This window comes from Inquilinus limosus (genome assembly GCF_002195995.1).
Taxonomy (GTDB): Bacteria; Pseudomonadota; Alphaproteobacteria; order DSM-16000; family Inquilinaceae; genus Inquilinus; species Inquilinus limosus_C.
Window position 1 is genome coordinate 181,538 of sequence record NZ_NHON01000011.1, and the last position, 21,776, is coordinate 203,313.

Consider the following 21,776-nt stretch of genomic DNA (forward strand, 5'->3'; position numbering starts at 1 on the left):
AGGTCAGCGCTGGCGATCTCGCGACGAGGGCGGCGGCCGCGGCGGAGCTGCCGGCCGCGGCGTGCCGTCCCCGCTCGACGGCGTCTCCTCGAAGAACAGGCGGCGCAGGAAGCCGGGGGCCAGCACCGACAGCGGGTTCACCGAGACCGAGGGGTCGGCGAAGGTGCCGCGGATCGTGTAGGTGAAGGCGAACAGGCCGCCGCCGGCGCCGCCGGTCAGGATGTCGCCGATCAGCGGGATCGAGCTGATCACGCTGTTGATGTGGTAGATCGGCACGATCGTGCCGGCCAGATCGATGGTTTCGGCCCTGAGGTCGATCACGCCGTCGAAGGCCAGGCCGAGGTCGCCGCCGGCCCCCCGCCCCTGCTTCAGCGTGATCCGCCGCTGCGCCGCGGCATAGGTGAAGTCGGCGTCGAGCCGGTTGAAGGTCAGCCCGCTGGTGCCGAACAGGTCCTGCAGGCCGGAGGGCGAGGTGGCGGCCAGCAGCCGCGCCATGCCCGGCGCGTCGCGCAGCACGAAGCCGCGGGCGTCGAGCTGGCCGTCGATCGCGCCAGTGACGCCGTTGCGGCTGCCGGTCGCCAGCAGGCTGCCGCCGGTGATGTTGTCGGCGATGTCGAAGATGCGCAGCGTCTCGCCCGCATCCTCGCTACGCACGGTCAGGATCTGGCGGTCCGGCTGGCCCTGCTGCGGCGTCAGCCGCAGGTCCATCGGCCGGCCGCCGGGCAGCTGCGCCGCCAGGGTCACGTCCTGCAGGTTGGTGGTGCGGCCGATCGCCCGGCCATGCACCGCCTTGAGCGCGCGCTTGTCGCCGAAGGACAGCTCCGCGACATCGAAGGTGGCGTCGATCTGGGGCCCGGGCGCGGGGTCCGCCGGACCGGCGTCCGGGCCGGGCTCGCCCCGGGCGGCGCGCCGCTGCTCGAGGATGCCGGAGACGTCGAGATGCGAGCCGGTGAGCGCCAGCCGGTAGCTGTCGGGACCCAGCACCTCGACCTGGCCCTTGACGTCGTTCGGCCCTTGCCGGAACGAGGCGATGCTGAGCTGCGACAGCGCCCCGTCGCGGGTGAAGTCGGCGCTGCCGGAGGCGGTGATGTCGCCGCCCGAGACGCTGAACTGCGAGACCTTGCTGACCCGCTCTCCCGCCAGGGCCAGGCTGACCGTCGCATTCGCCTTGCCGCCCGTCGGCTTGACCCAGTCGATCGGGTCGATCGCGATCCGGGCGTCGGTCAGGTCGAGCTTGGCGTCCAGCGTCGCCATGCCGCCGGAGCGCTTGGCGAAGTCGAGATCGGTGCCGATGGTGCCGTCGACCGGCCCGATCGCCGGAATCTTCAGCGCCTCCCGCGCCGCCGGGGTCAGGCTGGCCTGGGCCGACACCCGGGTCTGCACCGCCGAATCGTCGAACGCCTCGTGCCAGGAGAAGGCGATCGGCACGGTGTTCACCTGCCCCTTGCCCGCCAGGGTCATGCCCGCCTTGTCGAGCGTCAGCCTGGCATCGGTGCCGGCCACGTCGTAGCCCGGCTTCACCCCGCCGATACCGACATTGCTGAGCGTCCCCTCCACGCCCATGCGGACCGCCTCGAACGGCAGCTCGGCCAGCAGCGAGAAGCCGAAGCGCAGCCGCGCCGCCGCCCGGCCCGACATGCGGTCGGGCACCAGCCCGACCCTCTTGGCGTAACCGAGCCGCGGCGTGTCGAGCACCGACATGATCGTCTTCACCGGCCCTTCGACCCGGGCGTCGATATCGATCACCTGGTCGTGCTGGTCGAGCCCGGTGATGGTGATGTCGGAGGGCTGCAGCACGATGTCCTGCAGCGACCCGCCGGCCGTGGCGATGCGCATGGTCGACTGGTTGAAGCTGGCCGCGGCGTTGAGCCCGGTGATCGGCGGCAGCCCCTTGAAATAGGTCACCGTCAGGTCGCGCGCCTGCATCGTGCCATCGGCCGCCACCAGCGTCACCGCATGCGGGTTGGACAGCGGCGCCCGGGCCTGCAGGCTGAACTCGGTGCGGTCGATCACGCCGTCATGCAGGTTGGCGGCGATCCAGTCGTGCAGCCCGCTGGGCACGCCGGGGGGCCACAGGCTGTCCAGCAGATCGACCGGCATGCCGGTGACGGCCCCGACCGTCATCACATCGATCGCGTCGCCGGCCGCGTCGACCTGACCGGACAGGGAGATCTTCGGCCCGCCGAGATCGACGGTGAAATCGTCGAGCGTCAGGCGCCGCTTGGCCAGGTCGACCGAGCCCGACAGGCTGGTCCGCGCCGCGCTGAACGGTGCCGTCCACAGCGGCGGCAGCAGCAGCCTGGTGTCGACGCTGGTGAGCGAGAAGCGGCCGCCCGTCGGCTGGAAGCGGGAATCGAAATCGGCCTCGAGCCGGCCGGACACCGGGCTCTCAATCGCCTCCAGCGGCGCCAGCACCGGGGAGATCCGGGTCAGCGCCGCCGGGATGATGTTGCCGAAGGTGACCGTCGCCTGGCCGCTGCGGGTCGCGCGCAGATAGCGGATCTCCGCGCCCAGCTGCGCCGTGCGGCCGTCGGAGACGACGGACAGCGCCGCCTGGCCCTCGACGCCGGTTCCGGTGCGGCGCAGATCGGCCGAGGCCTTGGGCGCGATCCAGCTGCGGCCCAGCATGCGGTCGTCGATGCGGACGCTGCCGTCGACCAGCGTCAGCCGGGTCAGCGAGGCGATCGGGTTGTCCTCGCTGCCGATGCGGGCGTCGAGCGCGGCCAGCAGGTCCTTGACCACGTCGCGGGTCGGCGCCCCCTCGGCCGGGGTCGACGGCCCGCCTTCCGCGGCCTCGCTCTCCCCGAGCCCGAAGCTGAAATCCCCCGCCTCGGTCCGGGTCACCCGCAGATGCGGTCGGATCAGGTCGATGCGCAGCGGCGCCACGATCCCGCGCAGCAGCCGGGGCATGCTGACATCCGCCGAGCTTTCGGGGATCACCGCGATCAGCGTGCCGTCCCTTTGCCGCACCCGCAGGCCGCGCGCGGCCAGCACAACCGGCCGCTGGAATCCGTCCCAGCGCAGGGCCAGGGCGTCGATCTCGACCGTGGCGTTGCTGTCGGAGATCGCCTGCTCGACATAGGGCGTGAGGAAATCGATCTCGAGCGGCCCGGAGGACAGCCGCCACGCCAGCACGACCGCAGCCAGGGCGAAGCCGGCGACCGCCAGCCCGACGATCTCGGCCAGGATCTTCAGCGCCCTCATCCCGAACGTTTCACCCTCGCTTGACCTGCCCCTGCGGGACCCCGATGCTGCGCCCGCACCTTAGGCAGTTGGACAGCGAGATGCCACGTTACGACGCCAAGCCGGCTGATGCAGTCTGGCCCCGCGCGGGCGATCCCGACCGTGCCCGGCGCGGAGTCGAACGGTGGCTTGAACGCGCGACCGAGCAATCCGATCCCGGGCTTCGTGATTTCATCGCCGCCCTGCCCGGCGACCCGCGGGGCCGGGCGCTGCTGGAGGCGGTGTTCGGCGGCAGCTCCTACCTGACCGAGCTGGCGCTGAAGACCCCGGCGACGGTGCAGCGCTTCCTCGCCGACGGCCCGCACGCCGCCGTCGCGGCGGAGCTGGCCGCCTTGCGCGCCGACAGCGCGGCCGAGGCCGACACCACCCGGCTTATGCAGGCCTTCCGCCTGGCCAAGCGGCGCATCGCGCTCTTGATCGCGCTGGCCGATATCGGCGGGGTGTGGCCGCTGCCGCAGGTGACCGGCGCCCTCTCCGACCTGGCCGAGACCACGCTCGACCTCGCCGTGGCGCATCTGCTGGCCCGCGCCGCGGCGCGCGGCCTGCTGCGGCCAGAGGCGGTGGCGGCGCCGGATTCGTCCGGCCTGATCGTGCTGGGCATGGGCAAGCTGGGCGCCCGCGAGCTGAACTATTCCAGCGATGTCGACCTGATCATCCTGTACGACGCCGACAAGGTGCCGACCGACCGGCCGGACGACCTGGGCCAGACCTTCTCCCGGATGACCCGCGACCTGGTGCGGATCATGGAGGAGCGGACGGTCGACGGCTATGTGTTCCGCACCGATCTGCGGTTGCGGCCCGACCCCGGCGCCACGCCGCCGGCGGTGTCGCTGGCCGCGGCCGAGAGCTACTACACCAGCCTGGCGCAGAGCTGGGAGCGCGCGGCGATGATCAAGGCCCGGCCGGTGGCCGGCGACCGCGCCGCCGGCGACGACTTCCTCGGCTTCCTGACGCCCTTCATCTGGCGCCGCAACCTGGACTTCGCGGCGATCCAGGACATCCACGCAATCAAGCGCCAGATCCACCACCATCACGGCCACGGCGCCGTCGCCATCGAAGGCCACGACCTCAAGCTCGGCCGCGGCGGCATCCGCGAGATCGAGTTCTTCGTGCAGATGCAGCAGCTGATCTTCGGCGGCCGCGAGCCGAACCTGCGGCTGCGCGGCACCGTCGCCGGGCTGGCGGCGCTGGCCGAGGCCGGGCGGGTCGACCGCGACACCGCCGCCAGCCTGGCCGAATGCTACCGCTTCCTGCGCCGGGTCGAGCACCGCATCCAGATGCTGGAGGACCACCAGACCCACGCGCTTCCGGCGGACCCGCGCGAGGTCGACGCGCTGGGCACCTTCCTCGGCTTCCCCGACGCGGCCTCGTTCCGCACCACACTGACCGACACGCTGCGGCTGGTCGAGAGCCGCTATGCCGAGCTGTTCCAGGAGGACCGGCCGCCGGAGGGCGCCGTCACCCTGGTCTTCGCCGGCGTCGACGACCACCCCGGCACGGTCGAGACGCTGCAGCGGCTGGGCTTCGCCCGGCCGTCGGAGGCGATCGGCGTGGTGCGCGGCTGGCTGCACGGCCGCTACCGCGCCCTGCGCAGCGAGCGGGCGCGCGGCCTGATCACCGGGCTGGTGCCGCGGCTGCTGTCGATCGTCGGCGGCACCGCCGACCCCGACGCCACGCTGCAGCGGCTGGACGGGTTCCTGGCCCGGCTGCCGGCGGGCGTCCAGCTCTTCTCCCTGTTTAACGTCAACCCCGATCTCCTTGATCTGCTTACCGATATACTCGGTTTCGGCGGCCGGATCGCGGATTATCTGACGGCCCATGCCGGCCAGCTGGAGGCGGTGCTGGCGCCGGACTTCTTCAGCACCCTGCCGGGGCGGGAGGCGCTGCAGGAACGGCTGACGGCGGAGCTGGCGACGGCGCGCGACTTCGAGGACATGCTGGACGTGCTGCGGCGCTGGACCAACGACCAGCGCTTCCGCGCCGCGGTGCACATCCTGCGCCGCCTGTCGGAGACACCGGCCTGCGCCGCCTTCCTGTCCGACGTCACCGAGGTGGCGCTGCAGGCCCTGGTGCCGCGGGTGGAGGCGGAGTTCGCCCGCCGGCATGGCCGCTTCCCCCAGGGCGGGCTGGCGCTGCTGGCCATGGGCAAGCTCGGCGGGCGGGAGATGACGATCCGCTCCGACCTCGACCTGATCATGATCCACGACGCCGGGGCGGAGCAGGAATCGGATGGCGAGAAGCCGATCAGCCCGATGGTCTACTACACCCGGCTGATCCAGCGCCTGGTCTCGGCGATCACCGCGCCGACGGCGCAGGGTGCGCTGTTCGAGGTCGACATGCGGCTGCGCCCATCCGGCAATGCCGGGCCGCTGGCGACCAGCCTGGAGGCGTTCACCACCTATCAGCGCGGCGATGCCTGGACCTGGGAGCACATGGCCCTGACCCGCGCCCGGGTGATCCATGCCGACGGACCGCTGAGCGAGCGGATCGAGGCCGAGATCCGGTCGCTGCTGGCCCTGCCGCGCGACCCGGACAAGCTGCGCCGCGACATCGCCGAGATGCGCGGCCGGATGGCGCGCCAGCGCGACACCGGCGACATCTGGAACATCAAGCATTTCCGCGGCGGTCTGGTCGATGTCGAGTTCATCGCCCAGTACCTGCAGCTGCGCCACGCGGCCGAGCATCCGGAGATATTGCACCAGGCCACGGCCGAGGTGCTGCGCCGCGCCGAGGCCGCCGGAATCCTGCCCGAAGACGAAGCTGAGACGCTGCTGCGGGCGCTGGCGACCTGGCAGCGGGTGCAGGCCTTCCTGCGCTTCGCGGTCGAGGACAGGTTCGACCCGGCCGAGGCCTCCGACGCCATGATCCGCGGCCTGCTGCGCGCCGTCGTCGAGAATGCCGCCGCGGACCCGCCGGAGGATCTGGATGCCGCCGCAGCCGGGATGCGGCAGCAGGCGGCGGAGGTGATGGCCGTGTTCGACAGGCTGATCGGCCCGCCCCCGCCGCGCGAGGAGAAGGCCGAGGGCTAGAGTCGGGACGGGAAGACAGACCTTCCTGAAAGCCCTCCCGGCGGTGGGGCTGTTCCGATCGGCGCTGCGCTGCCCCGGGACAAGGGTCGATCCGATGCGGCGCCGGGGCAGACGGCAGGATCAGGCGCCCGTCGTCCACACACCGTGCCTCTCGACATATCGCGTCATCGGATGACCTTCTGCCTGGTCTTGCATCAGATCGCGGCTGGTGAAGCGGTAGTAAAGTATTGATGCCGACGTGCACCGCACCGCGTGAATATCGCCCGGCAGAAAGACCCGGGCCTCGCCGGGACGCAGCCGGTATACCTCACGTCGGACGAGCCTTACACGCCCCTCGGGATCCAGCGCGCGGCCATAGGTCGCGATCTCGGTCTCTCCTTCGTGAACGGCGTAGATGACCCAGTTGCGACCGTGGTCATGGGGCGACCAGAACGTCCCGAACGTCTCGGCATGGGCCATGAGCACGAACCCGTGCGCGGGATCGCGATAGAGCTCTCTGGCTGCCGGACGATCCTGCTGCAACGCCGCAAGCCATCCTTCGGTCGCCGGCGCCTTGGCAAGCGCTTCGATGCGGGCACGGGTGTCGGCGACCAGTTCGGAGGTCAGCGCCCCCCATGTCAGCCTGGTCCCCTCGATGAAGGTCTCCAGTGAATTTCTGACCCCTGTCGGCTCGGCGGCATGCGGATGCGCGGACCCCATAATTCGTTCCTCACCATTGGCTTCTTGAGCGGGAGAGCGCACCATACGACCTCAAGTCAACTTGAGGTCAAGCCCATGAGTGACCTGGATATTGGGCAGGTATCCGAGCGGACCGGCCTGCCGGCATCGACGCTTCGCTATTACGAAGAACAGGGCCTGATCCGGTCGATTGGCCGTCGGGGGCTGCGCCGGCAATTCGCGCCTGACGTGATCGAGCGGGTGGCCCTCATCTCGCTCGGGCGCGCCACGGGATTCTCGCTCCAGGAGATCGCCCTCATGTTCGCGCCGGACGGAAGGATCGAGGTCGATCGCGACAAGCTGGCGGCCAAGGCACGGGAGCTGAGCACCACCATCCGCCGTTTGCGCGCGATGAGGGATTGCCTGCAGCACGCCGCCACGTGTCCGGCCCCCTCGCATCTGGAATGCCCGGCGTTCCGCCGTCTGATGGTTTCCGCGACCTCCGGCGCCATCGGCAAGCGAAGGAGCAGACGCGGGTTGCGCTGACGCCCGAGACGGCCGCGTCAGCCCAGGAACCGGATGGACAGCGCCAGGACGGTCCGCTTCACAGGTCCCGACCCCAGGCCCATGCCGCCGGGCTCAGCCGGTCTTCTCGACGTTCCGCTGGCCTTTGCTGCCGTCGTCCCTCGAGGTCTCGACCAGGCCGGCATCGACCCGCTTCGAGAACTCGGTCTCCAGCCCCCCGGCCAGCTGCCTGGCCTGGCCGACCCAGTCCTCGCGCTCGATCCGGCCCGGGAAGGCCAGAAAGGAGCCGACCCAGTCGACATTGGCCTTGGTCCAGGCGGCGATCTGGTCGAAATGCCAGATCCCGAGCCCGTGCAGGCGGCCCTCGTTCTGCGGGCCGATGCCCTTGATGCGCTTGAGGTCGTCGGCCTTGCCGCCGCGCGGGGCGGCCAGGCCCACGGGCCTGGCGCCGGGATGGCCATCCTCCTCGGCTGGTGCGACGGCGGGCTTGGCCGGCCCAGCCCGGCCCGCACCGCCTCGGCGAAGCCCTCGGGCGCGCCGGCGCCGGGGGCCAGCTGGTCCTTCACCGTCTCGGCGAAGAACAGCCGCCGCGCCGCGTCCAGGATGCCCTGATGCGTCTGGTCGTCCGGATAGTAGCCGGACAGGGTCAGGCTGCCGCCCGCCTTCTCCGCGGTCAGGGTGTAGGGCGAGATCGTCGCCGGGTCATGTCGACCGAGGCCAGCTGGAAGCCCTGCGGCAGCCCGGTGCGGATCGCCGCCGCGATCCCCTCGCCGCTGACCCCGGCCTTGCCGGAGCCGCTGACCGAGAGCCGGCCGTCTTCGAGCGTGGCCTTGCCCCTGGCCAGCCGGGCCAGCTGCGCCAGGCCCAGCTTCGCCGCCGCCAGGAAATCACCGGCCGGCGCGCCGCGGGCGATCTGCAGCTCGTCGATGATCCTGGTCCCGGGGAAGGAAGCGGCCGCGGCACCGGCCAGCGCGGTCCGCGCCTCCTCCGACGGCACGGCCCCGCCGAAAATCAGCGTATGCCCGTCGCTCTCCGCACTCCAGGCATAGGGCTTCATCTCCGGCGGCAGGATCTCCGCCTTCGCCAGGGTCACGCCGGCCGGCAACGCCCTGGTGCTGGCCATCGCCGCCTGATAGACGGCCGCGGTCGACGCCTCGCCGGCGATCGAATAGCCGGCATCGCTCAGCGACACGCTGCCCTGCGACAGTTTCGCCGCCTGGGCCAGGCCGTAGGCGGCCGCCGCGACGAAGCCGCCGGGCGCGCCGGAGGCGTAGGTCGCCTCGTCACGGATCTCGATGTCGGGAAAGGCCGTCCGGGCCGCGGCCAGGATGGTGGCCCGCGCCTCGGGCGTCGGCACATGACCGGACAGGACCACCGCCGTTCCGTCGCGCGTCGCCGACCAGTCGAAGGGCTGCGCGGCCGGCGGCGGCGTCACGGCGCTGCTGACCAGCCGCACGCCGTGCGTGGCCTCGGCCGCGGCGACGGCGGCCGCCGTCCGCTCCGGCGAGAAGGTCAGCCCGGCGACGGCGACATCGCGGCCGGCAACCACGGCCCGCGGCGAATCGAGCGCCGTGGTCGCGGCGATCGCGGTGCCGGCGCGGTCGGCGAGGTCACGCTCGACCGCCCCGGTCTGGAGCCAGCCGGCGAGCAGCCAGAGCACGAGAAGCGGGACCAGCCCGAGCCACCATCGTTTCGGCTGACTCATGTTGCTCTCCCATGTCGCGACCGGAACGGAGGTCCAAACGGGAAGGCTTGGCCCGGCCGCGATGACGCCGGTTCGGCAAAGGAGGTCGGGCCACGGCCAGGAAATCGGCTGTCGACACTTGTCGGCAAAAGTTAACAGGGCCAAGAACAGTCACGAGCAGAGTCGCGACGACATCAACCGCACAATGAAACCGTTGTCGATACTTGCTTTCTCATAGGATGGTATGCTTCGGCGCACCGCTGATCAAGGGCACAGCGCGGCGGCGGTCCGGCTGCGGCGGCCCCTTGCCGGAACCATGGCCGCCGGTCTAGTCAACGAAGCGGCAAACCCTTCTGGAGAGATTCCCATGAGCGTCGAGATCGGCAAGCCCGCCCCCGACTTCACCCTACCCAAGGCCGGCGGCGGCACGGTCACGCTCTCCGCCCTGCGCGGCAAGAAGGTGATCGTCTACTTCTACCCGAAGGCCGACACCTCCGGCTGCACCAAGGAGGCCTGCGGCTTCAACGATGCGCTGCCGGAGTTCGAGGGCGTGGACGCCGAGATCATCGGCATCTCCAAGGATCCGGTGCCGGCGCTGAACAAGTTCGCGGCGAAATACGGCCTGACCTTCACCCTGGCCTCGGCCAAGGACGACGACACGGTTGAGCGCTACGGCGCCTGGGTCGAGAAGTCGATGTACGGCCGGAAATACATGGGCATCGACCGGTCGACCGTGCTGGTCGACGAGCAGGGCATCGTCCGCGGCCTGTGGCGCGGCGTGCGGGTGCCCGGCCATGTGGAGGCGGTGCTGGCCGCGGCACAGAAGGGCTAGCTGCGGCGTCGACGGAGCAGCGGCTGCTATTGAGGCGGATGCTCCACCAGGTCGAGCCGCCGCTCGATGCGGTCGAGCCGCGACTTGATCTTGTCGACGACATGCCGGTCCTCAACCGTCTCGGCATGGTTGGACGCCTGATCACGGGCGAGGCGGGCCAAGCCGATCTCGATCTGCGCGAGCCGCGACAGGATTTCCTGATCACGCTCCCGCGATGCGGTCTGCTCGGCCTGGAGCCGCTTTAGGTGCTCCAGCACGAGGTTGGTGGTTTCGTCGGTCATCTGCAGGCCAGAACCTGTCGGTTGCTGTCAGTCAGCCTACACCAGAAATGTGGTCGTTCCGTAGTTTGTGGAAGAGGTGGCCGTGACGCCTTCCCTCGACGGGGCAGCTAAGCGGCCTCCTTCGCCAGGAAGTCGATGACGGCGCGGATGGCGGGAAGCTGGCCGCGCCGGTGCGGCGTCAGCAGCGTCGTCCACACCGTGCCGGCCTCCCATTCCGGCAGCACCGGCGCCAGCGTGCCATCGGCCCGGGCCTCGGCGGTCATGGTCTCCGGCAGGCAGGCTATGCCCAGGCCCGCGGCGGCGGCCTGGCGCAAGACCACCGATTCATCGGCCGTGAAGCTCGACGCCGGCGCCACCTGCACCTCGCGGCCGTCGCGATGGCGCAGCCGCCAGACCGTAGCCGAGGGGGCGGTCAGCAGCCCGTCATGCTCCGCGAGATCCTCGGGCCCAGCCGGTATTCCCCGCCGCGCCAGATAGTCCGGCGCCGCCACCAGGGTGATGCGCTCGACCGCCATCCGCCGCTGCATCAGCTCCGAATCCGGCAGCGGCGCGAAATGGCTGCGCACCGCGATGTCGAAGCCTTCCTGCACCAGGTCGACGAAACGGTCGGTCACATGCAGCTGCAGCCGGATCTTCGGATAGGCCCGGGCCAGCACCGGCAGCAGGCCGGCGAGGCGGAACTGGGCGGTCGGCACCGACGCCGTGATCCGCACCGTGCCGCTCGGCTCGGCCAGCCGGCGCCGGACCACGCCTTCCGCCGCCTCCGCCTCGATCATCGCGCCGCGGGCATGATCGTAGAAATCGCGGCCCAGCTCGGTCAGCACGAAGCTGCGCGAGGTGCGGTGGATCAGCCGCGCGCCCAGCGCCGCCTCCAGCTCCGCCACCCGCTTGCTGATGGTCGATTTCGGCAGGCCCAGCCGCCGCGCCACCGCGGCGAAGCCGCCGGCGTCCACGGCCCGGACGAACAGGATCAGGTCGTTGAGGTTCAGCACGCCCATCGTCCATATCCGTGGACCTTGGGTTCACAGATGCACGACTACAGGCCCGAAGTCCACAAGGGCATCTTTCCGGGGCAACCGCAACACGGGACCCCATCATGGACCAGATCCTCTTCTACGGCGTGCCCTCGGGCTGCTCCCTCGGCTCGATCGTGGCGCTGGAATGGCTCGGCCTGCCGTACCGGCTGAGCCGCATCGAGATGCCGGAGGTGGTGCAGGGCGAGGCCTATCGCCGCCTGAACCCGGTCGGCGAGACGCCGACCTTGCTGACGGCGGATGGCCGGACGATCAGCGAGAGCCTGGCGATCCTGAACCATCTCGGCGCGCAGGGCGTCGACAGCGGCCTCGCCTTCCGCCAGGGCACGCCGGGCTTCGACCGGCTGAACCAGGCGCTGGGCTTCCTGAACACCGCCTTCTTCAACGCCTTCAGCCCGCTCTGGTACACGCTGGAGCATGGCGCGGCGGGGCCGGAGCGGGACGCGCTGCGGGCCTATGGCGCGGCCAAGGTGGCCAAGGCCCATGCCGATCTGGAGGCGATGCTGGGCGGCCGCGACTGGCTGCTGGGCGAGCGCAGCCTGGCCGACGCCTATTTCATCGGCATCGCCCGCTGGACCAAGTATCACGACGTGGTCGACCGGCGGGACTATCCCGGCCTGCAGCGCCTGTTCGAGCGGCTGGAGGCCGACCCGGCGGTGCAGTTCGCCCATGCCATCGAGCGCGGCGAGCCGGCCCGCAGCACCGGCGGCTTCCGCGGCGAGATCAGCTTGATCCAGGGCGGCTCGCACCGGCCCCTGGATGGCCACGGCGCTACGCGCCTCGCCATGACGAGGGAGGGTTGGAGAGCGGAAATCGAAGGCTAGAACGAGTAGGCGTCCATCGCCAGAGCGCCCATGGTGACGCTGGCATGGAGCCGGCGGCCGGGCAGGTCGCCGGCGCCGAGCGCGACGAAGAACGGCAGGAAATGCTCGTCGGCCGGGTGGTTCTTCACCGCCTCGGGCGCCAGGCGGCGGTAGTTCAGCAGGTCGTCGACGCGGCCCTCCTCGACCGCCGCCGCCACCCAGTCGATGAACGCCTGGGCCCAGCCGGAGACCGGGGCGTCCGGCCCGCCGCGCCAGTCCAGCGCGCGGAGGTTGTGGGTCAGCGAGCCGGAGGCCAGGACCATCACCCCCTCCTTCCGCAGCCCGCGCAGCGCCTGGCCCACCGCGTAGTGATGGGCGGGATCGCGATGCGGCTGGATCGACAGGGTCGCGACCGGGATGTCTGCCGCCGGATACATCCGCCGCAGCGGCACCCAGGCGCCATGGTCCAGGCCGCGGGTCTGGTCGATCTCGACCGGCAGGCCGGCGGCGGCGATCCGCTCGGCGGCGAGGCGCGCCAGGCCGGGCGCCCCGGTGGCCGGGTACCGGACCTGGTACAGCGGCTCGGGGAAGCCGTAGAAATCGTGGATCGTCTCCGGCGTCTGCACCGCGCCGACGGTCGGCACCTCGGTCTCGAAATGGGCCGAGGCCAGCAGGATCGCGTCCGGCCGCGGCAGCGACGGGCCGAGCGCATCGAAGAACCGTCCCGCCGGCTCGTCCGACAGCGCCAGCATCGGCGAGCCGTGGGAGACGAAGAGCGCGGGCATCGTGGACATGGTTGATCTCCAGGGCGTGGCGGCACGGGACGGCCGACCGCACCTCCGCCAGCCCTCATATTGCGCCTGTTGTCGATTTTGATAATCCGGCGTGACATCAAAAGATTGTTGATCCATTTTTGACAATCATGGATCGCCTCACCACGCTGGACCTGTTCGTGCGCATCGTCGATGCCGGCAGCTTCGCCGCGGGGGCGGAGCAGCTGGGCCTGTCGCGCGCGCTGGCCAGCCGGGCGATCCTCGACCTCGAGACCCGGCTGGGCACCCGGCTGCTGAACCGCACCACCCGCCGGCTGAGCCTGACCGAGGCCGGCGCCGCCTTCTACCGCCGGGCGCAGCGCATCGCAGCCGACGTCCTCGAGGCTGAGGAAGAGGCCGCGGCGCTGCACGCCCGGCCGCGCGGACTGCTGCGGGTGAACGCGCCGATGAGCTTCGGCGTGCTGCATGTCGCCCCCGCCATGGCCGGCTATCTCGAACGCTATCCCGAGGTCTCGGTCGACCTGACCCTGAACGACCGGGTCGTCGACCTGCTGGAGGACGGCACCGACCTGGCGATCCGGATCGGCCGGCTGGCCGATTCCTCGCTGATCTCCCGCCGCCTCGCCCCCTGCCGCATCCTGCTCTGCGCCGCTCCGTCCTATCTCGCGACGCACGGCACGCCGCAGCATCCCTCCGACCTCGCCCAGCATCGCTGCATCGCCTATGCCTATGGCGGCGACCGGGGCGAATGGGTGCTGACCGGCCCGGAGGGCGAGGCGCGCATCCGCGTCAACGCCCGGCTGCAGATCAACAATGGCGACGCCATCCAGGCGGCGATCCGGGAGGGCTACGGCATCGCCCGGCAGCCGGATTTCATCGCCGCGCCGGACCTGGCCGCCGGGCGGATGGTGCAGGTGCTGCCGGAATGGCGGCTGCCGGAGCTCGGGATCCACGCCGTCTACCCGCCGGCTCGCACCCTGTCGGCCAAGGTGCGCAGCTTCGTCGACTTCATGGCCGAGCGCTTCGCCCGCCCCTCCTGGAGCCTCGACAGCACCGGCTGAAGCCGGCAGTCTCGCGCCTCCCGCATGCGAGGCCGCCATGAGCAAGACCGCCGCCGACATCGTCGATTTCGCCGCCGCCCGGTCCGAGGACACGACCTACCGGCCGGATCCGGCCAAGGTGCTGGCCGGCGACCCGGTGCAGACGGTGCGCAACTTCTACGACGATCCGAGCGGCCAGTTCTCCTCGGGGATCTGGGAAGGCGCGATCGGTGCCTGGCGCGTAACCTACACCGAGGAGGAGTTCTGCCACCTGCTGTCCGGGACGGTGGAACTCGCCGACGAATCCGGCGGCATCCGCCGCTTCGAGGCCGGGGCAAGCTTCGTCATTCCGGCCGGCTTCACCGGGACCTGGGCAAACGTGACCTCGGCCCGCAAACTGTATGTGATCTACGAGCGCAAGGGCTGATCCCTACTCCGCCAGCGGCTCGTAGAAGGCGGCAGCGAAGCCGGCCAGGTCGCGGGCCGGCACGTTGAAGGGCCGCTTCAGCTTGGCCCGGAAATAGCGGCGCACCAGCGCGTGATAGGTCGGGACCGGCGGCATGGCTTGGCGGCCGCACTCCCATTCGAACCAGCGCCGGCCGGCGGCGACATGGCCGATCTCGTCGGTGTAGATCCGGTGCAGGATGCGCGCGCTGTCGGCATCGCCGGCCCGCTCCAGCCGCTCCACCGTCTCCGGCGTCACGTCCAGGCCGCGCGCCTCCAGCACCAGCGGCACCACCGAGAGCCGGCCGAGCAGGTCCTCCGCCGTCTCCTCCGCCGCCTGCCACAGCCCGTCATGCGCCGGCAGGGCGCCGTAGGCGGAGCCGAGCTGGTTCAGCCGCACCGACAGCAGGCCGTGATGCGTCGCCTCCTCGTCGGCGACCTTGACCCAGTCGTCGAAGAACCCCTCCGGCGTCTCCGCCGTGGCGAAGCGGGCGATCAGGTCCCAGCTCAGGTCGATCGCGTTCAGCTCGATATGCGCCAAGGCGTGCAGCAGGGCGATCCGCCCCGCCTCCCCGCCCAGCCGGCGCTTCGGCATGTCGCCGGGCCGCCGCAGCTCCGGCTGCGCCGGGCGGGCCGGCCGTGGCGGCGGGCGGCGGGTGCCGAGCACAGGGATCGCGCGCTGGCGCCAGGCCGCGGCGGCCTGGTGGCTCAGCTCGATCTTGTGCAGTGGGTCCGCCGTCTCGAGGACCTGGACGGCGAGGTCGGTCAGCACTTCCATGGGCTCCTCTTACACCAGGACCCGGCTGCCCTGAAGCGTCAGCCCGGCCGGATCGTCTCAACTTTGGCACGGTCTCAGGATGTTCCTGCGGCGTAACGATGTTATCCTCGGCATCGTCCATGCGGCCTGATGCAAGGCGGCAGACGAATGATCATTGCCGCAGCCCGAGATTGTCCCGAGATCCCGTTGTTCCGACGCCGTGCCGATCGCGCGCCTTTCGCCCGACCATCCCAGCCGCCGATCGGCCGATCCTCGCCTCCCCCGGCCACAGCCGGACCGCCTTGCGGGCCTGACCGGCGCGCGCCCGTCGCCGGGGGGCGTCCAGGGCTGCCGCTGCGGCGCGCCATCCGCGCGCTGGCGGCAGCCGGCGCCGCGCTGCTGGCCCTGGCCATGCCCGGCCGGGCCCAGGACCCGCCGCGGGACAGCGCCGCCGCGGTCCAGCAGGTGGTGATGGGGATCATCAGCTACACCCGCTGGCCGGTCGAGCCGCCGCGGCTGCGCCTGTGCGTGATCGGCCCGGCCGACTATGCCCGCGACCTCCTGGCCGGCGCCGTGCAGCCCTCGGGCCGCCCGGTCCTGGGAGATCGCCTTGGTACCGACGGATCGCCCGGCGAGGATTGCGACGTCGTCTATCTCGGCCGGGTCGGCGAGGCCGAGCGGCGGCAGATCTTCGAACGCCTGGCCGGCCGCCCGGTGCTCAGCATCAGCGAGCAGGACGACAGCTGCACCGTCGGCGGCATGTTCTGCCTGCAGGTCCGGGGCACCCAGGTGTCGTTCCAGATCAACCTCGATTCCGTGGCCCGCGGCGGCGTCCGGGTGAGCCCGAAGGTGCTGCAGCTCGGCCGGCGCAAGGAGACGGCGCCGTGAGCCGGCGGGGCGACGCCCGGGAGCCTCGGCCGCCGCTGCGGCGGGTGCTGCGGCGGGCCCATCTCGGCGTCGCCCTTCTGGCGGTGACGCTGGCCGGGCTGACCCTGACCGTCGCCGGCTTCGCCGCCCTGCGCGCCTATGCCGGCAGCAACCTGCAGCTGATCGCGACCTCGATGAGCTACACGGTCGAGGCCGCGCTGGTGTTCAAGGACCGCGCCGCGGCCGAGGAGGCGCTGGGCCTGATCGCCTCCGCCGAAGGCGGCGTGGCCGAGGCCAATGTGTTCGACGCCCATGGCGCGCTGTTCGCCCATTGGCAGCGCCCAGGAGGGTCGGCCCTGGCCGAGCTGGATCATCGCCTGGCCGATATCATCTTCGCCTCGCCCGTGCTGCAGCCGATCAGCCATGACGGCGCCGGGATCGGGCGCGTCGAGCTGCACGGCAATGCCCGCGGCCTGCTGCGCTTCCTGGCGATCGGGGCCGTCGTCGTGCTGGTCTGCATCGTGCTGAGCGCGCTAAGCGCGCTGCTGCTGTCGCGCTATCTGGTGGCCGGCATCGTCGGCCCGCTGCAGACGCTGGCCACGGTGGCCCACCGGGTCCGCACCCAGCGGACCTTCGACCGGCGCGTGCCGCCGGCGGCGATCGCCGAGCTGAACGAGCTGGCCGGCGACTTCAACGCCCTGCTCGGCGAGCTGGAGGCGTGGCAGGCGCGGCTGCAGCGCGAGAACGAATCCCTGGCGCATCAGGCCAGCCATGACAGCCTGACCGGCCTGCCGAACCGCGCCAGCTTCGAGGTGCGGCTGACCGGCGCGCTGCAGGAGGCCGCGGCGGCGCAGCACCGCGTCGCGGTGCTGTTCCTCGACAGCGACAACTTCAAGCAGACCAATGACGATCTCGGCCACGCCGCCGGCGACGCCGTCCTCGCGGCCGTCGCCGCGCGGGTGCGGGATCAGCTGCGCAAGACCGACCTGGTGGCCCGCCTGGGCGGCGACGAGTTCGCCGTGCTGCTGGCCCCGGTCACCGAGATCGCCGACGCGCTGCATGTCGCCGACGACATCCTGGCCAGCCTGCAGCAGCCGGTGCGGCTGCCGGACGGCGACGCCGTCACCGCCTCGGTCAGCATCGGCATCGCCGTGTTCCCGGACCATGCCCTGGACGGCGCCGCGCTGCTGCAGCGGGCCGATGCCGCCATGTATCTCGCCAAACGCCTCCGGCCCGGCGGACGGGAGCTCGCCGCCGGGCCGGAGCCATTATTCGAAGAACGGGGGACCCAGATTGCTTCTCGTCACTAGGCGCACCGCCCTGTCGCTCACCCTCGCCGGCCTCGCCGCGCCGGTCCTGGCCGGCTGCCAGTCCGGCCTGACCCCGGCCCAGATCGCGCTGCTGAAGCAGCAGGGCTTCGAGCTGACCAGCAGCGGCTGGGAGTTCGGCATGTCGAGCAAGCTGCTGTTCGGCACCAACGAGGCCACGCTCGCCGCCGGCCAGCGCGAGTCCATCGGCCAGCTGGCGCGGGCGCTGCTGTCGGTCGACATCCATCGGCTGCGGGTCGAGGGCCACACCGACGACTACGGCACGCCGGATTACAACCTGGCGCTGTCGCAGCGCCGGGCGCAGGCGGTCGCCGACGCCCTCGCCGCGGCCGGCATCCCGGCCCGGGACATGCAGGTGGTCGGCATGGGCATGAGCGCGCCGGTCGAGGACAACCGCTCCTCGGCCGGGCGACGCGAGAACCGCCGCGTCGCGGTCATCGTCTCGAACCAGCAGTAGCCGGCTGCGAGAAAGAGGCTGAGGTCCTTTGGAAATGCGCTGGCGTGAGTCGGCTGGCGGCGGTTTCGAGAACCGGCGCGCAGCGGACGTTAAAGTCCGTGAGCACCGGAAGCGCAGAAACCGCCGTCAGACGGCCACGCCAGTAGCATTTGCGAAGGGCCTCAGGCCGTCCCGGTCATCACCGCGGCGAACTGCTCCATCGCCCAGTCGACCTGGTCGCGGGTGATCACCAGCGGCGGCGCGATGCGGATCGTGTCGCCATGGGTGTCCTTGGCCAGCACGCCGCGCTTCTGCAGCGCCTCGCAGTAGCGGCGGGCGCCGCCGGCCTCCGGATGCAGCTCGACCGCCAGCATCAGGCCGCGGCCGCGCACCTCGCGGATCAGGTTGCTGCGCAGCCCGGCCAGCTCGGCCTGGAAATAGGCGCCCTGGCGCTCGGCATTCTCGATCATCCCCTCCTCGACCAGCACCTTCAGCGCCATGCGGGCGACGGCGCAGGCCAGCGGGTTGCCGCCGAAGGTGCTGCCGTGCTGGCCGGGCTTGAGCACGCCCAGCACCTCAGAGTTCGAGAGCACGGCCGAGACCGGGTAGAAGCCGCCGGACAGCGCCTTGCCGACCAGGGTGACGTCGGCCTCGATGCCTTCATGCGCCTCGGCCAGCAGCTTGCCGGTGCGGCCGAGCCCGGTCTGGATCTCGTCCAGGATCAGGGTGACATTGTGCCGGGTGCACAGCTCCCGCACGGTCTTGAAGTAGCCGGCCGGCGGGATCATCACCCCGGCCTCGCCCTGGATCGGCTCGACCAGGAAGGCCACCGTGTTCGGAGTGATCGCGGCCTCGAAGGCGGTGGCGTCACCGAAGGGCACGACCTTGAAGCCGGGCGCGAAGGGCCCGAAGCCGCCGCGCGCATCCGGGTCGGTCGAGAAGCCGACGATGCCCAGGGTGCGGCCGTGGAAGTTGTTCTCGCAGACGATGATCTCGGCCTGGCCGTCGGGCACGCCCTTGACCTCATAGCCCCATTTCCGCACCGCCTTGACCGCGGATTCCACCGCCTCGGCGCCGCTGTTCATCGGCAGCACCTTGTGCGAGCCGGTGAGCGCCGCGATCTCGTCGTAGAACAGCGCCAGCTGGTCGTTGCGGAAGGCGCGCGAGGTCAGGGTCAACTTCTGCGCCTGCTCGACCATCGCCGCCAGGATCTTCGGGTGGCAATGGCCCTGGTTCACCGCGGAATAGGCCGACAGGCAGTCGAGGTAGCGGTTGCCGTCGACATCCCAGACCCAGACGCCCTCGCCGCGCGACAGCACGACGTCGAGCGGCTTGTAGTTGTAGGCGCCGAGGCGGGCTTCGGTCTCGATGAGAGTGGTCGCCGATGTGGCCATGATCCTGCTCCTGTTCCCGTCCTGTCGGTTCGCGGCTATTGGGCGCCCGAGGCCGCGCGTTCCACCGCCCCGACCCGGTCGATGATCTGCCGCCCGAACAGGCTGGAGACCAGGTCGACCAGCAGCAGGGCGCTCTTGCCGCGGTCGTCGAGGAAGGGGTTCAGCTCGACCACGTCGAGCGACCCGACCAGGCCGCTGTCGTAGAGCATCTCCATGATCAGATGCGCCTCGCGGTAGGTCGCCCCGCCCGGCACGGTAGTGCCGACGCCCGGCGCGATCGACGGGTCGAGGAAATCGACGTCGAGGCTGACATGCAGCACGCCGTTCCGCGCCGCGACCTTGTCGAGGATCCGGCGCATCAGCACCGCGACGCCGTATTCGTCGACCAGGCGCATGTCGAACACCTCGACGCCGCGGCGGCGCAGCAGCGCCCGCTCCTCACGGTCGATCGAGCGGGCGCCGAGGATGGTCAGGTTCTGCGGGTCCAGCCGCTCGCGCGTCTCGGCCCCGAACACGTCGTCCAGCCCCGGCTCGCCGCACAGCAGCGCCGCCGACATGCCGTGCATGTTGCCCGACGGCGTGGTCGCCGGGGTGTTGAAGTCGGTGTGGGCGTCGAGCCACAGCACGAACAGCTCGCGCCCGGCCTCGCGGCAATGGCGCAGCACGCCGTTGACCGAGCCCATCGACAGGCTGTGGTCGCCGCCGAGGAAGATCGGCAGTGTCCCCTGGTTCATCAGCGCATAGGCGCGGTCGCTGAGCACCCGGGACCAGCCGGCGATCTCCGGCAGGAAGCGCATCTGCGGTGTCTCGGCCACGGCCGGCAGCGGCCGCGCCGGCGCCAGGTCGCCGTGGTCCTCGACCTCGAAGCCGAGGCCCTGCAGGCTGGGCAGCAAGCCGGCGGTGCGCAGCCCAGCCGGGCCCATGATGGCGCCGCGATGGCCGGCCCCGACCTCGACCGGCGCGCCCACCAAAGCGATGCGCGGGGGCCGCTGCTGCGTGCGATCGGTTCCGTCCATGTCCGGCCATCCCTGTTGGCGGAGGATTGAGAGCCGATTATCCCCCTGCCAGGAGGTGACATAAAGCCGGCATCTTGGCTATTTTGCTCAGCAGACTACGCAAATTGCCAAGGCAGACCGATCAGAATGGACGATCTCGATCACAAGCTGCTGTCGCTGCTGCGGGCCGATGCCCGCACCCCCGTCTCGACCCTGGCGCCGGCGCTCGGCGTCTCCCGCGCCACGGTGCGGGCGCGGATCGACCGGCTGGTCGACACCGGCGTGATCCAGGGCTTCACCATCGTGGTCAAGGCCGGCAGCCAGCCGAACCAGGTCCGCGCCATCACCATGGTCGAGGTCGAGGGCCAGGCCGCCGACCGGGTGATCCAGCGGCTGCGCGGCTTCCCCGAGGTGCGGGCGCTGCACTCGACCAATGGCCGCTGGGACATCGTCGCCGAGATCGAGACGGCGACTCTGGAGGAATTCGACCAGACACTGCGGCGGATCCGCCAGGTCCAAGGCATCTCGCAGACCGAGACCAGCCTGATGCTGTCCTCGATCCGGACGCGCACCGAAGCGGTGTAGTGCGGGTGGATTCATCCTACATTTATCACGAAACATTTGTGCGCCGGCGGCGTTGAACAAGCCGACCCACTCGGCTAGGGATTGCAGCCGACCCGATCCACCGCCTCGAGGAAGACGGACGATGAGAATCAGCCCGCGCGTGCAGAAGATCCTGTCGAACTACGACAGCGAGAACCCGGCCGTGAAGGCCAAGCTCGCGCAGCTCCTGATGAACGGCCGTCTCGGCGGCACCGGCAAGATGATCATCCTGCCGGTCGACCAGGGGATCGAGCACGGCCCGGCCCGCAGCTTCGCCGTCAATCCCGGCGGCTACGACCCGTTCTACCACCACCAGCTGGCGATCGATGCCGGGCTGAACGCCTATGCCGCGCCGCTCGGCCAGCTCGAGGTCTCGACCGGCAAGCTGTACGGCCAGGTGCCGACCATCCTGAAGCTGAACCATTCGAACAGCCTGTCCCGCCTGAAGGAGGACGCCGACCAGGCGATCTTCGGGTCGGTCGAGGACGCGCTGCGCCTGGGCTGCACCGCCATCGGCTTCACCATCTATCCCGGCTCCGACCAAGGGCTGGAGCAGATGGAGGAGATCGCCGAGCTGATCCGCGAGGCCAAGGCCGTCGGCCTGCCGACCGTGCTGTGGTCCTATCCGCGCGGCGGCAACATCAGCAAGGACGGCGAGACTGCGATCGACGTGGTGGCCTATGCCGCGCATCTGGCGAGCCAGCTCGGCGCCCATGTCATCAAGGTCAAGCTGCCGACCGACTTCATCGAGCAGAAGGAGGCGAAGAAGGAGTTCGACGGCGCCAGGATCGCGATCGGCACCCAGGCCGAGCGCGTGGCCGAGGTCATGCGCTCCTGCTTCGCCGGCCGCCGCATCGTCGTGTTCTCCGGCGGCGCCGCCAAGGACACCGCCTCGGTGCTGGACGACGCCCGCGCCATCCGCGACGGCGGCGGCAACGGCTCGATCATCGGCCGCAACTGCTTCCGCCGGCCGCGGGACGAGGCGCTGGAGCTGCTGGACACCCTGGTCCGCATCTTCCAGGGCAAGGAGTAGATCCTGAGCGACGCCCGC

22 protein-coding genes are annotated in these 21,776 nt (G+C 70.9%); 12 read left to right on the forward strand and 10 right to left on the reverse strand.

Features of this window, described 5'->3' with window-relative positions; translation table 11 throughout:
• Positions 1-3: 3 nt before the first annotated feature.
• Positions 4-3,204, reverse strand: coding sequence for an AsmA-like C-terminal domain-containing protein (locus BWR60_RS08605; protein ID WP_088150586.1), 3,201 nt, complete (start codon positions 3,202-3,204; stop codon positions 4-6).
• An 80-nt stretch (positions 3,205-3,284) separates the two neighbouring features.
• Between BWR60_RS08605 and BWR60_RS08610 the strand changes: the two genes are divergently transcribed.
• The gene (locus BWR60_RS08610; RefSeq protein WP_088150587.1) at positions 3,285-6,272 is read left to right on the forward strand and encodes a bifunctional [glutamine synthetase] adenylyltransferase/[glutamine synthetase]-adenylyl-L-tyrosine phosphorylase; all 2,988 of its coding nucleotides are present in this window, start codon (positions 3,285-3,287) and stop codon (positions 6,270-6,272) included.
• 120 nt (positions 6,273-6,392) lie between these two features.
• On the opposite strand, the gene BWR60_RS08615 is transcribed toward BWR60_RS08610, so the two are convergent.
• Positions 6,393-6,971: a hypothetical protein gene (locus BWR60_RS08615; RefSeq protein ID WP_088150588.1), complete on the reverse strand. Its 579-nt coding sequence runs from the start codon at positions 6,969-6,971 to the stop codon at positions 6,393-6,395.
• A 75-nt stretch (positions 6,972-7,046) separates the two neighbouring features.
• On the opposite strand from BWR60_RS08615, the gene BWR60_RS08620 reads away from it, so the two are divergent.
• Positions 7,047-7,475: a helix-turn-helix domain-containing protein gene (locus BWR60_RS08620; RefSeq protein ID WP_088150589.1), complete on the forward strand. Its 429-nt coding sequence runs from the start codon at positions 7,047-7,049 to the stop codon at positions 7,473-7,475.
• A 93-nt stretch (positions 7,476-7,568) separates the two neighbouring features.
• On the opposite strand, the gene BWR60_RS08625 is transcribed toward BWR60_RS08620, so the two are convergent.
• The gene (locus BWR60_RS08625) at positions 7,569-7,892 is read right to left on the reverse strand and encodes a hypothetical protein (protein WP_218823402.1); all 324 of its coding nucleotides are present in this window, start codon (positions 7,890-7,892) and stop codon (positions 7,569-7,571) included.
• A 15-nt stretch (positions 7,893-7,907) separates the two neighbouring features.
• Between BWR60_RS08625 and BWR60_RS36910 the strand changes: the two genes are divergently transcribed.
• Entirely contained in the window at positions 7,908-8,066 is a 159-nt protein-coding gene (locus BWR60_RS36910; RefSeq protein ID WP_179221681.1) for a hypothetical protein, read from the forward strand.
• A gap of 61 nt (positions 8,067-8,127) precedes the next feature.
• Here BWR60_RS36910 and BWR60_RS08630 read toward each other — a convergent pair whose 3' ends face one another.
• Complete coding sequence (locus BWR60_RS08630) at positions 8,128-9,159, reverse strand: BON domain-containing protein (protein ID WP_144445564.1); 1,032 nt, start codon at positions 9,157-9,159, stop codon at positions 8,128-8,130.
• A gap of 346 nt (positions 9,160-9,505) precedes the next feature.
• On the opposite strand from BWR60_RS08630, the gene BWR60_RS08635 reads away from it, so the two are divergent.
• Complete coding sequence (locus tag BWR60_RS08635) at positions 9,506-9,970, forward strand: peroxiredoxin (protein ID WP_088150591.1); 465 nt, start codon at positions 9,506-9,508, stop codon at positions 9,968-9,970.
• A gap of 26 nt (positions 9,971-9,996) precedes the next feature.
• Here the strand turns inward: BWR60_RS08635 and BWR60_RS08640 are convergent, their stop codons facing one another.
• Together BWR60_RS08640 and BWR60_RS08645 are read right to left on the reverse strand one after the other, a co-directional pair.
• Positions 9,997-10,251 (reverse strand): hypothetical protein, encoded by a 255-nt coding sequence (locus BWR60_RS08640; RefSeq protein WP_088150592.1) that lies wholly within the window; start codon positions 10,249-10,251, stop codon positions 9,997-9,999.
• 107 nt (positions 10,252-10,358) lie between these two features.
• Positions 10,359-11,249, reverse strand: coding sequence for a LysR family transcriptional regulator (locus BWR60_RS08645; RefSeq protein ID WP_088150593.1), 891 nt, complete (start codon positions 11,247-11,249; stop codon positions 10,359-10,361).
• Positions 11,250-11,347: 98 nt separating this feature from the next.
• Between BWR60_RS08645 and BWR60_RS08650 the strand changes: the two genes are divergently transcribed.
• A complete protein-coding gene (locus tag BWR60_RS08650; RefSeq protein ID WP_088150594.1) occupies positions 11,348-12,109 on the forward strand; it encodes a glutathione S-transferase family protein in 762 nt (253 codons plus the stop codon).
• Here BWR60_RS08650 and BWR60_RS08655 read toward each other — a convergent pair.
• Positions 12,106-12,882, reverse strand: coding sequence for a dioxygenase family protein (locus BWR60_RS08655; protein ID WP_088150595.1), 777 nt, complete (start codon positions 12,880-12,882; stop codon positions 12,106-12,108). The genes BWR60_RS08650 and BWR60_RS08655 overlap by 4 nt on opposite strands.
• 128 nt (positions 12,883-13,010) lie before the next feature.
• Here BWR60_RS08655 and BWR60_RS08660 point away from each other — a divergent pair, with 128 nt between their 5' ends.
• Positions 13,011-13,922 (forward strand): LysR family transcriptional regulator, encoded by a 912-nt coding sequence (locus tag BWR60_RS08660; RefSeq protein WP_088150596.1) that lies wholly within the window; start codon positions 13,011-13,013, stop codon positions 13,920-13,922.
• 37 nt (positions 13,923-13,959) lie between these two features.
• Entirely contained in the window at positions 13,960-14,328 is a 369-nt protein-coding gene (locus tag BWR60_RS08665; RefSeq protein ID WP_088150597.1) for a cupin domain-containing protein, read from the forward strand.
• A gap of 3 nt (positions 14,329-14,331) precedes the next feature.
• On the opposite strand, the gene BWR60_RS08670 is transcribed toward BWR60_RS08665, so the two are convergent.
• Entirely contained in the window at positions 14,332-15,123 is a 792-nt protein-coding gene (locus tag BWR60_RS08670; RefSeq protein ID WP_088150598.1) for a ferritin-like domain-containing protein, read from the reverse strand.
• Positions 15,124-15,513: 390 nt separating this feature from the next.
• On the opposite strand from BWR60_RS08670, the gene BWR60_RS36915 reads away from it, so the two are divergent.
• The 3 genes from BWR60_RS36915 to BWR60_RS08685 are packed head-to-tail and all read left to right on the forward strand — an operon-like array spanning position 15,514 to position 17,754.
• Positions 15,514-15,990 carry a YfiR family protein gene (locus BWR60_RS36915; RefSeq protein WP_179221682.1) on the forward strand — a complete coding sequence of 159 codons (477 nt, stop codon included), beginning with the start codon at positions 15,514-15,516 and terminating at the stop codon, positions 15,988-15,990.
• Positions 15,987-17,279: a diguanylate cyclase domain-containing protein gene (locus BWR60_RS08680; RefSeq protein ID WP_179221683.1), complete on the forward strand. Its 1,293-nt coding sequence runs from the start codon at positions 15,987-15,989 to the stop codon at positions 17,277-17,279. Before BWR60_RS36915 ends, BWR60_RS08680 begins: the two co-directional genes overlap by 4 nt.
• On the forward strand, positions 17,263-17,754 hold the full coding sequence (locus BWR60_RS08685) for an OmpA family protein (protein ID WP_218823403.1): 492 nt from the start codon (positions 17,263-17,265) through the stop codon (positions 17,752-17,754). The genes BWR60_RS08680 and BWR60_RS08685 overlap by 17 nt, the downstream gene beginning before the upstream one ends.
• A gap of 161 nt (positions 17,755-17,915) precedes the next feature.
• Here the strand turns inward: BWR60_RS08685 and rocD are convergent, their stop codons facing one another.
• Complete coding sequence (gene rocD / locus BWR60_RS08690) at positions 17,916-19,127, reverse strand: ornithine--oxo-acid transaminase (RefSeq protein WP_088150601.1); 1,212 nt, start codon at positions 19,125-19,127, stop codon at positions 17,916-17,918.
• 35 nt (positions 19,128-19,162) lie between these two features.
• The gene (rocF, locus tag BWR60_RS08695; RefSeq protein ID WP_088150602.1) at positions 19,163-20,143 is read right to left on the reverse strand and encodes an arginase; all 981 of its coding nucleotides are present in this window, start codon (positions 20,141-20,143) and stop codon (positions 19,163-19,165) included.
• A gap of 126 nt (positions 20,144-20,269) precedes the next feature.
• Here rocF and BWR60_RS08700 point away from each other — a divergent pair, with 126 nt between their 5' ends.
• Together BWR60_RS08700 and BWR60_RS08705 are read left to right on the forward strand one after the other, a co-directional pair.
• The gene (locus tag BWR60_RS08700; protein ID WP_088150603.1) at positions 20,270-20,707 is read left to right on the forward strand and encodes an Lrp/AsnC family transcriptional regulator; all 438 of its coding nucleotides are present in this window, start codon (positions 20,270-20,272) and stop codon (positions 20,705-20,707) included.
• Between the two features lie 121 nt (positions 20,708-20,828).
• Positions 20,829-21,758, forward strand: a complete 930-nt coding sequence (locus BWR60_RS08705) for a class I fructose-bisphosphate aldolase (RefSeq protein ID WP_088150604.1) — start codon at positions 20,829-20,831, stop codon at positions 21,756-21,758.
• Positions 21,759-21,776 lie beyond the last annotated feature (18 nt).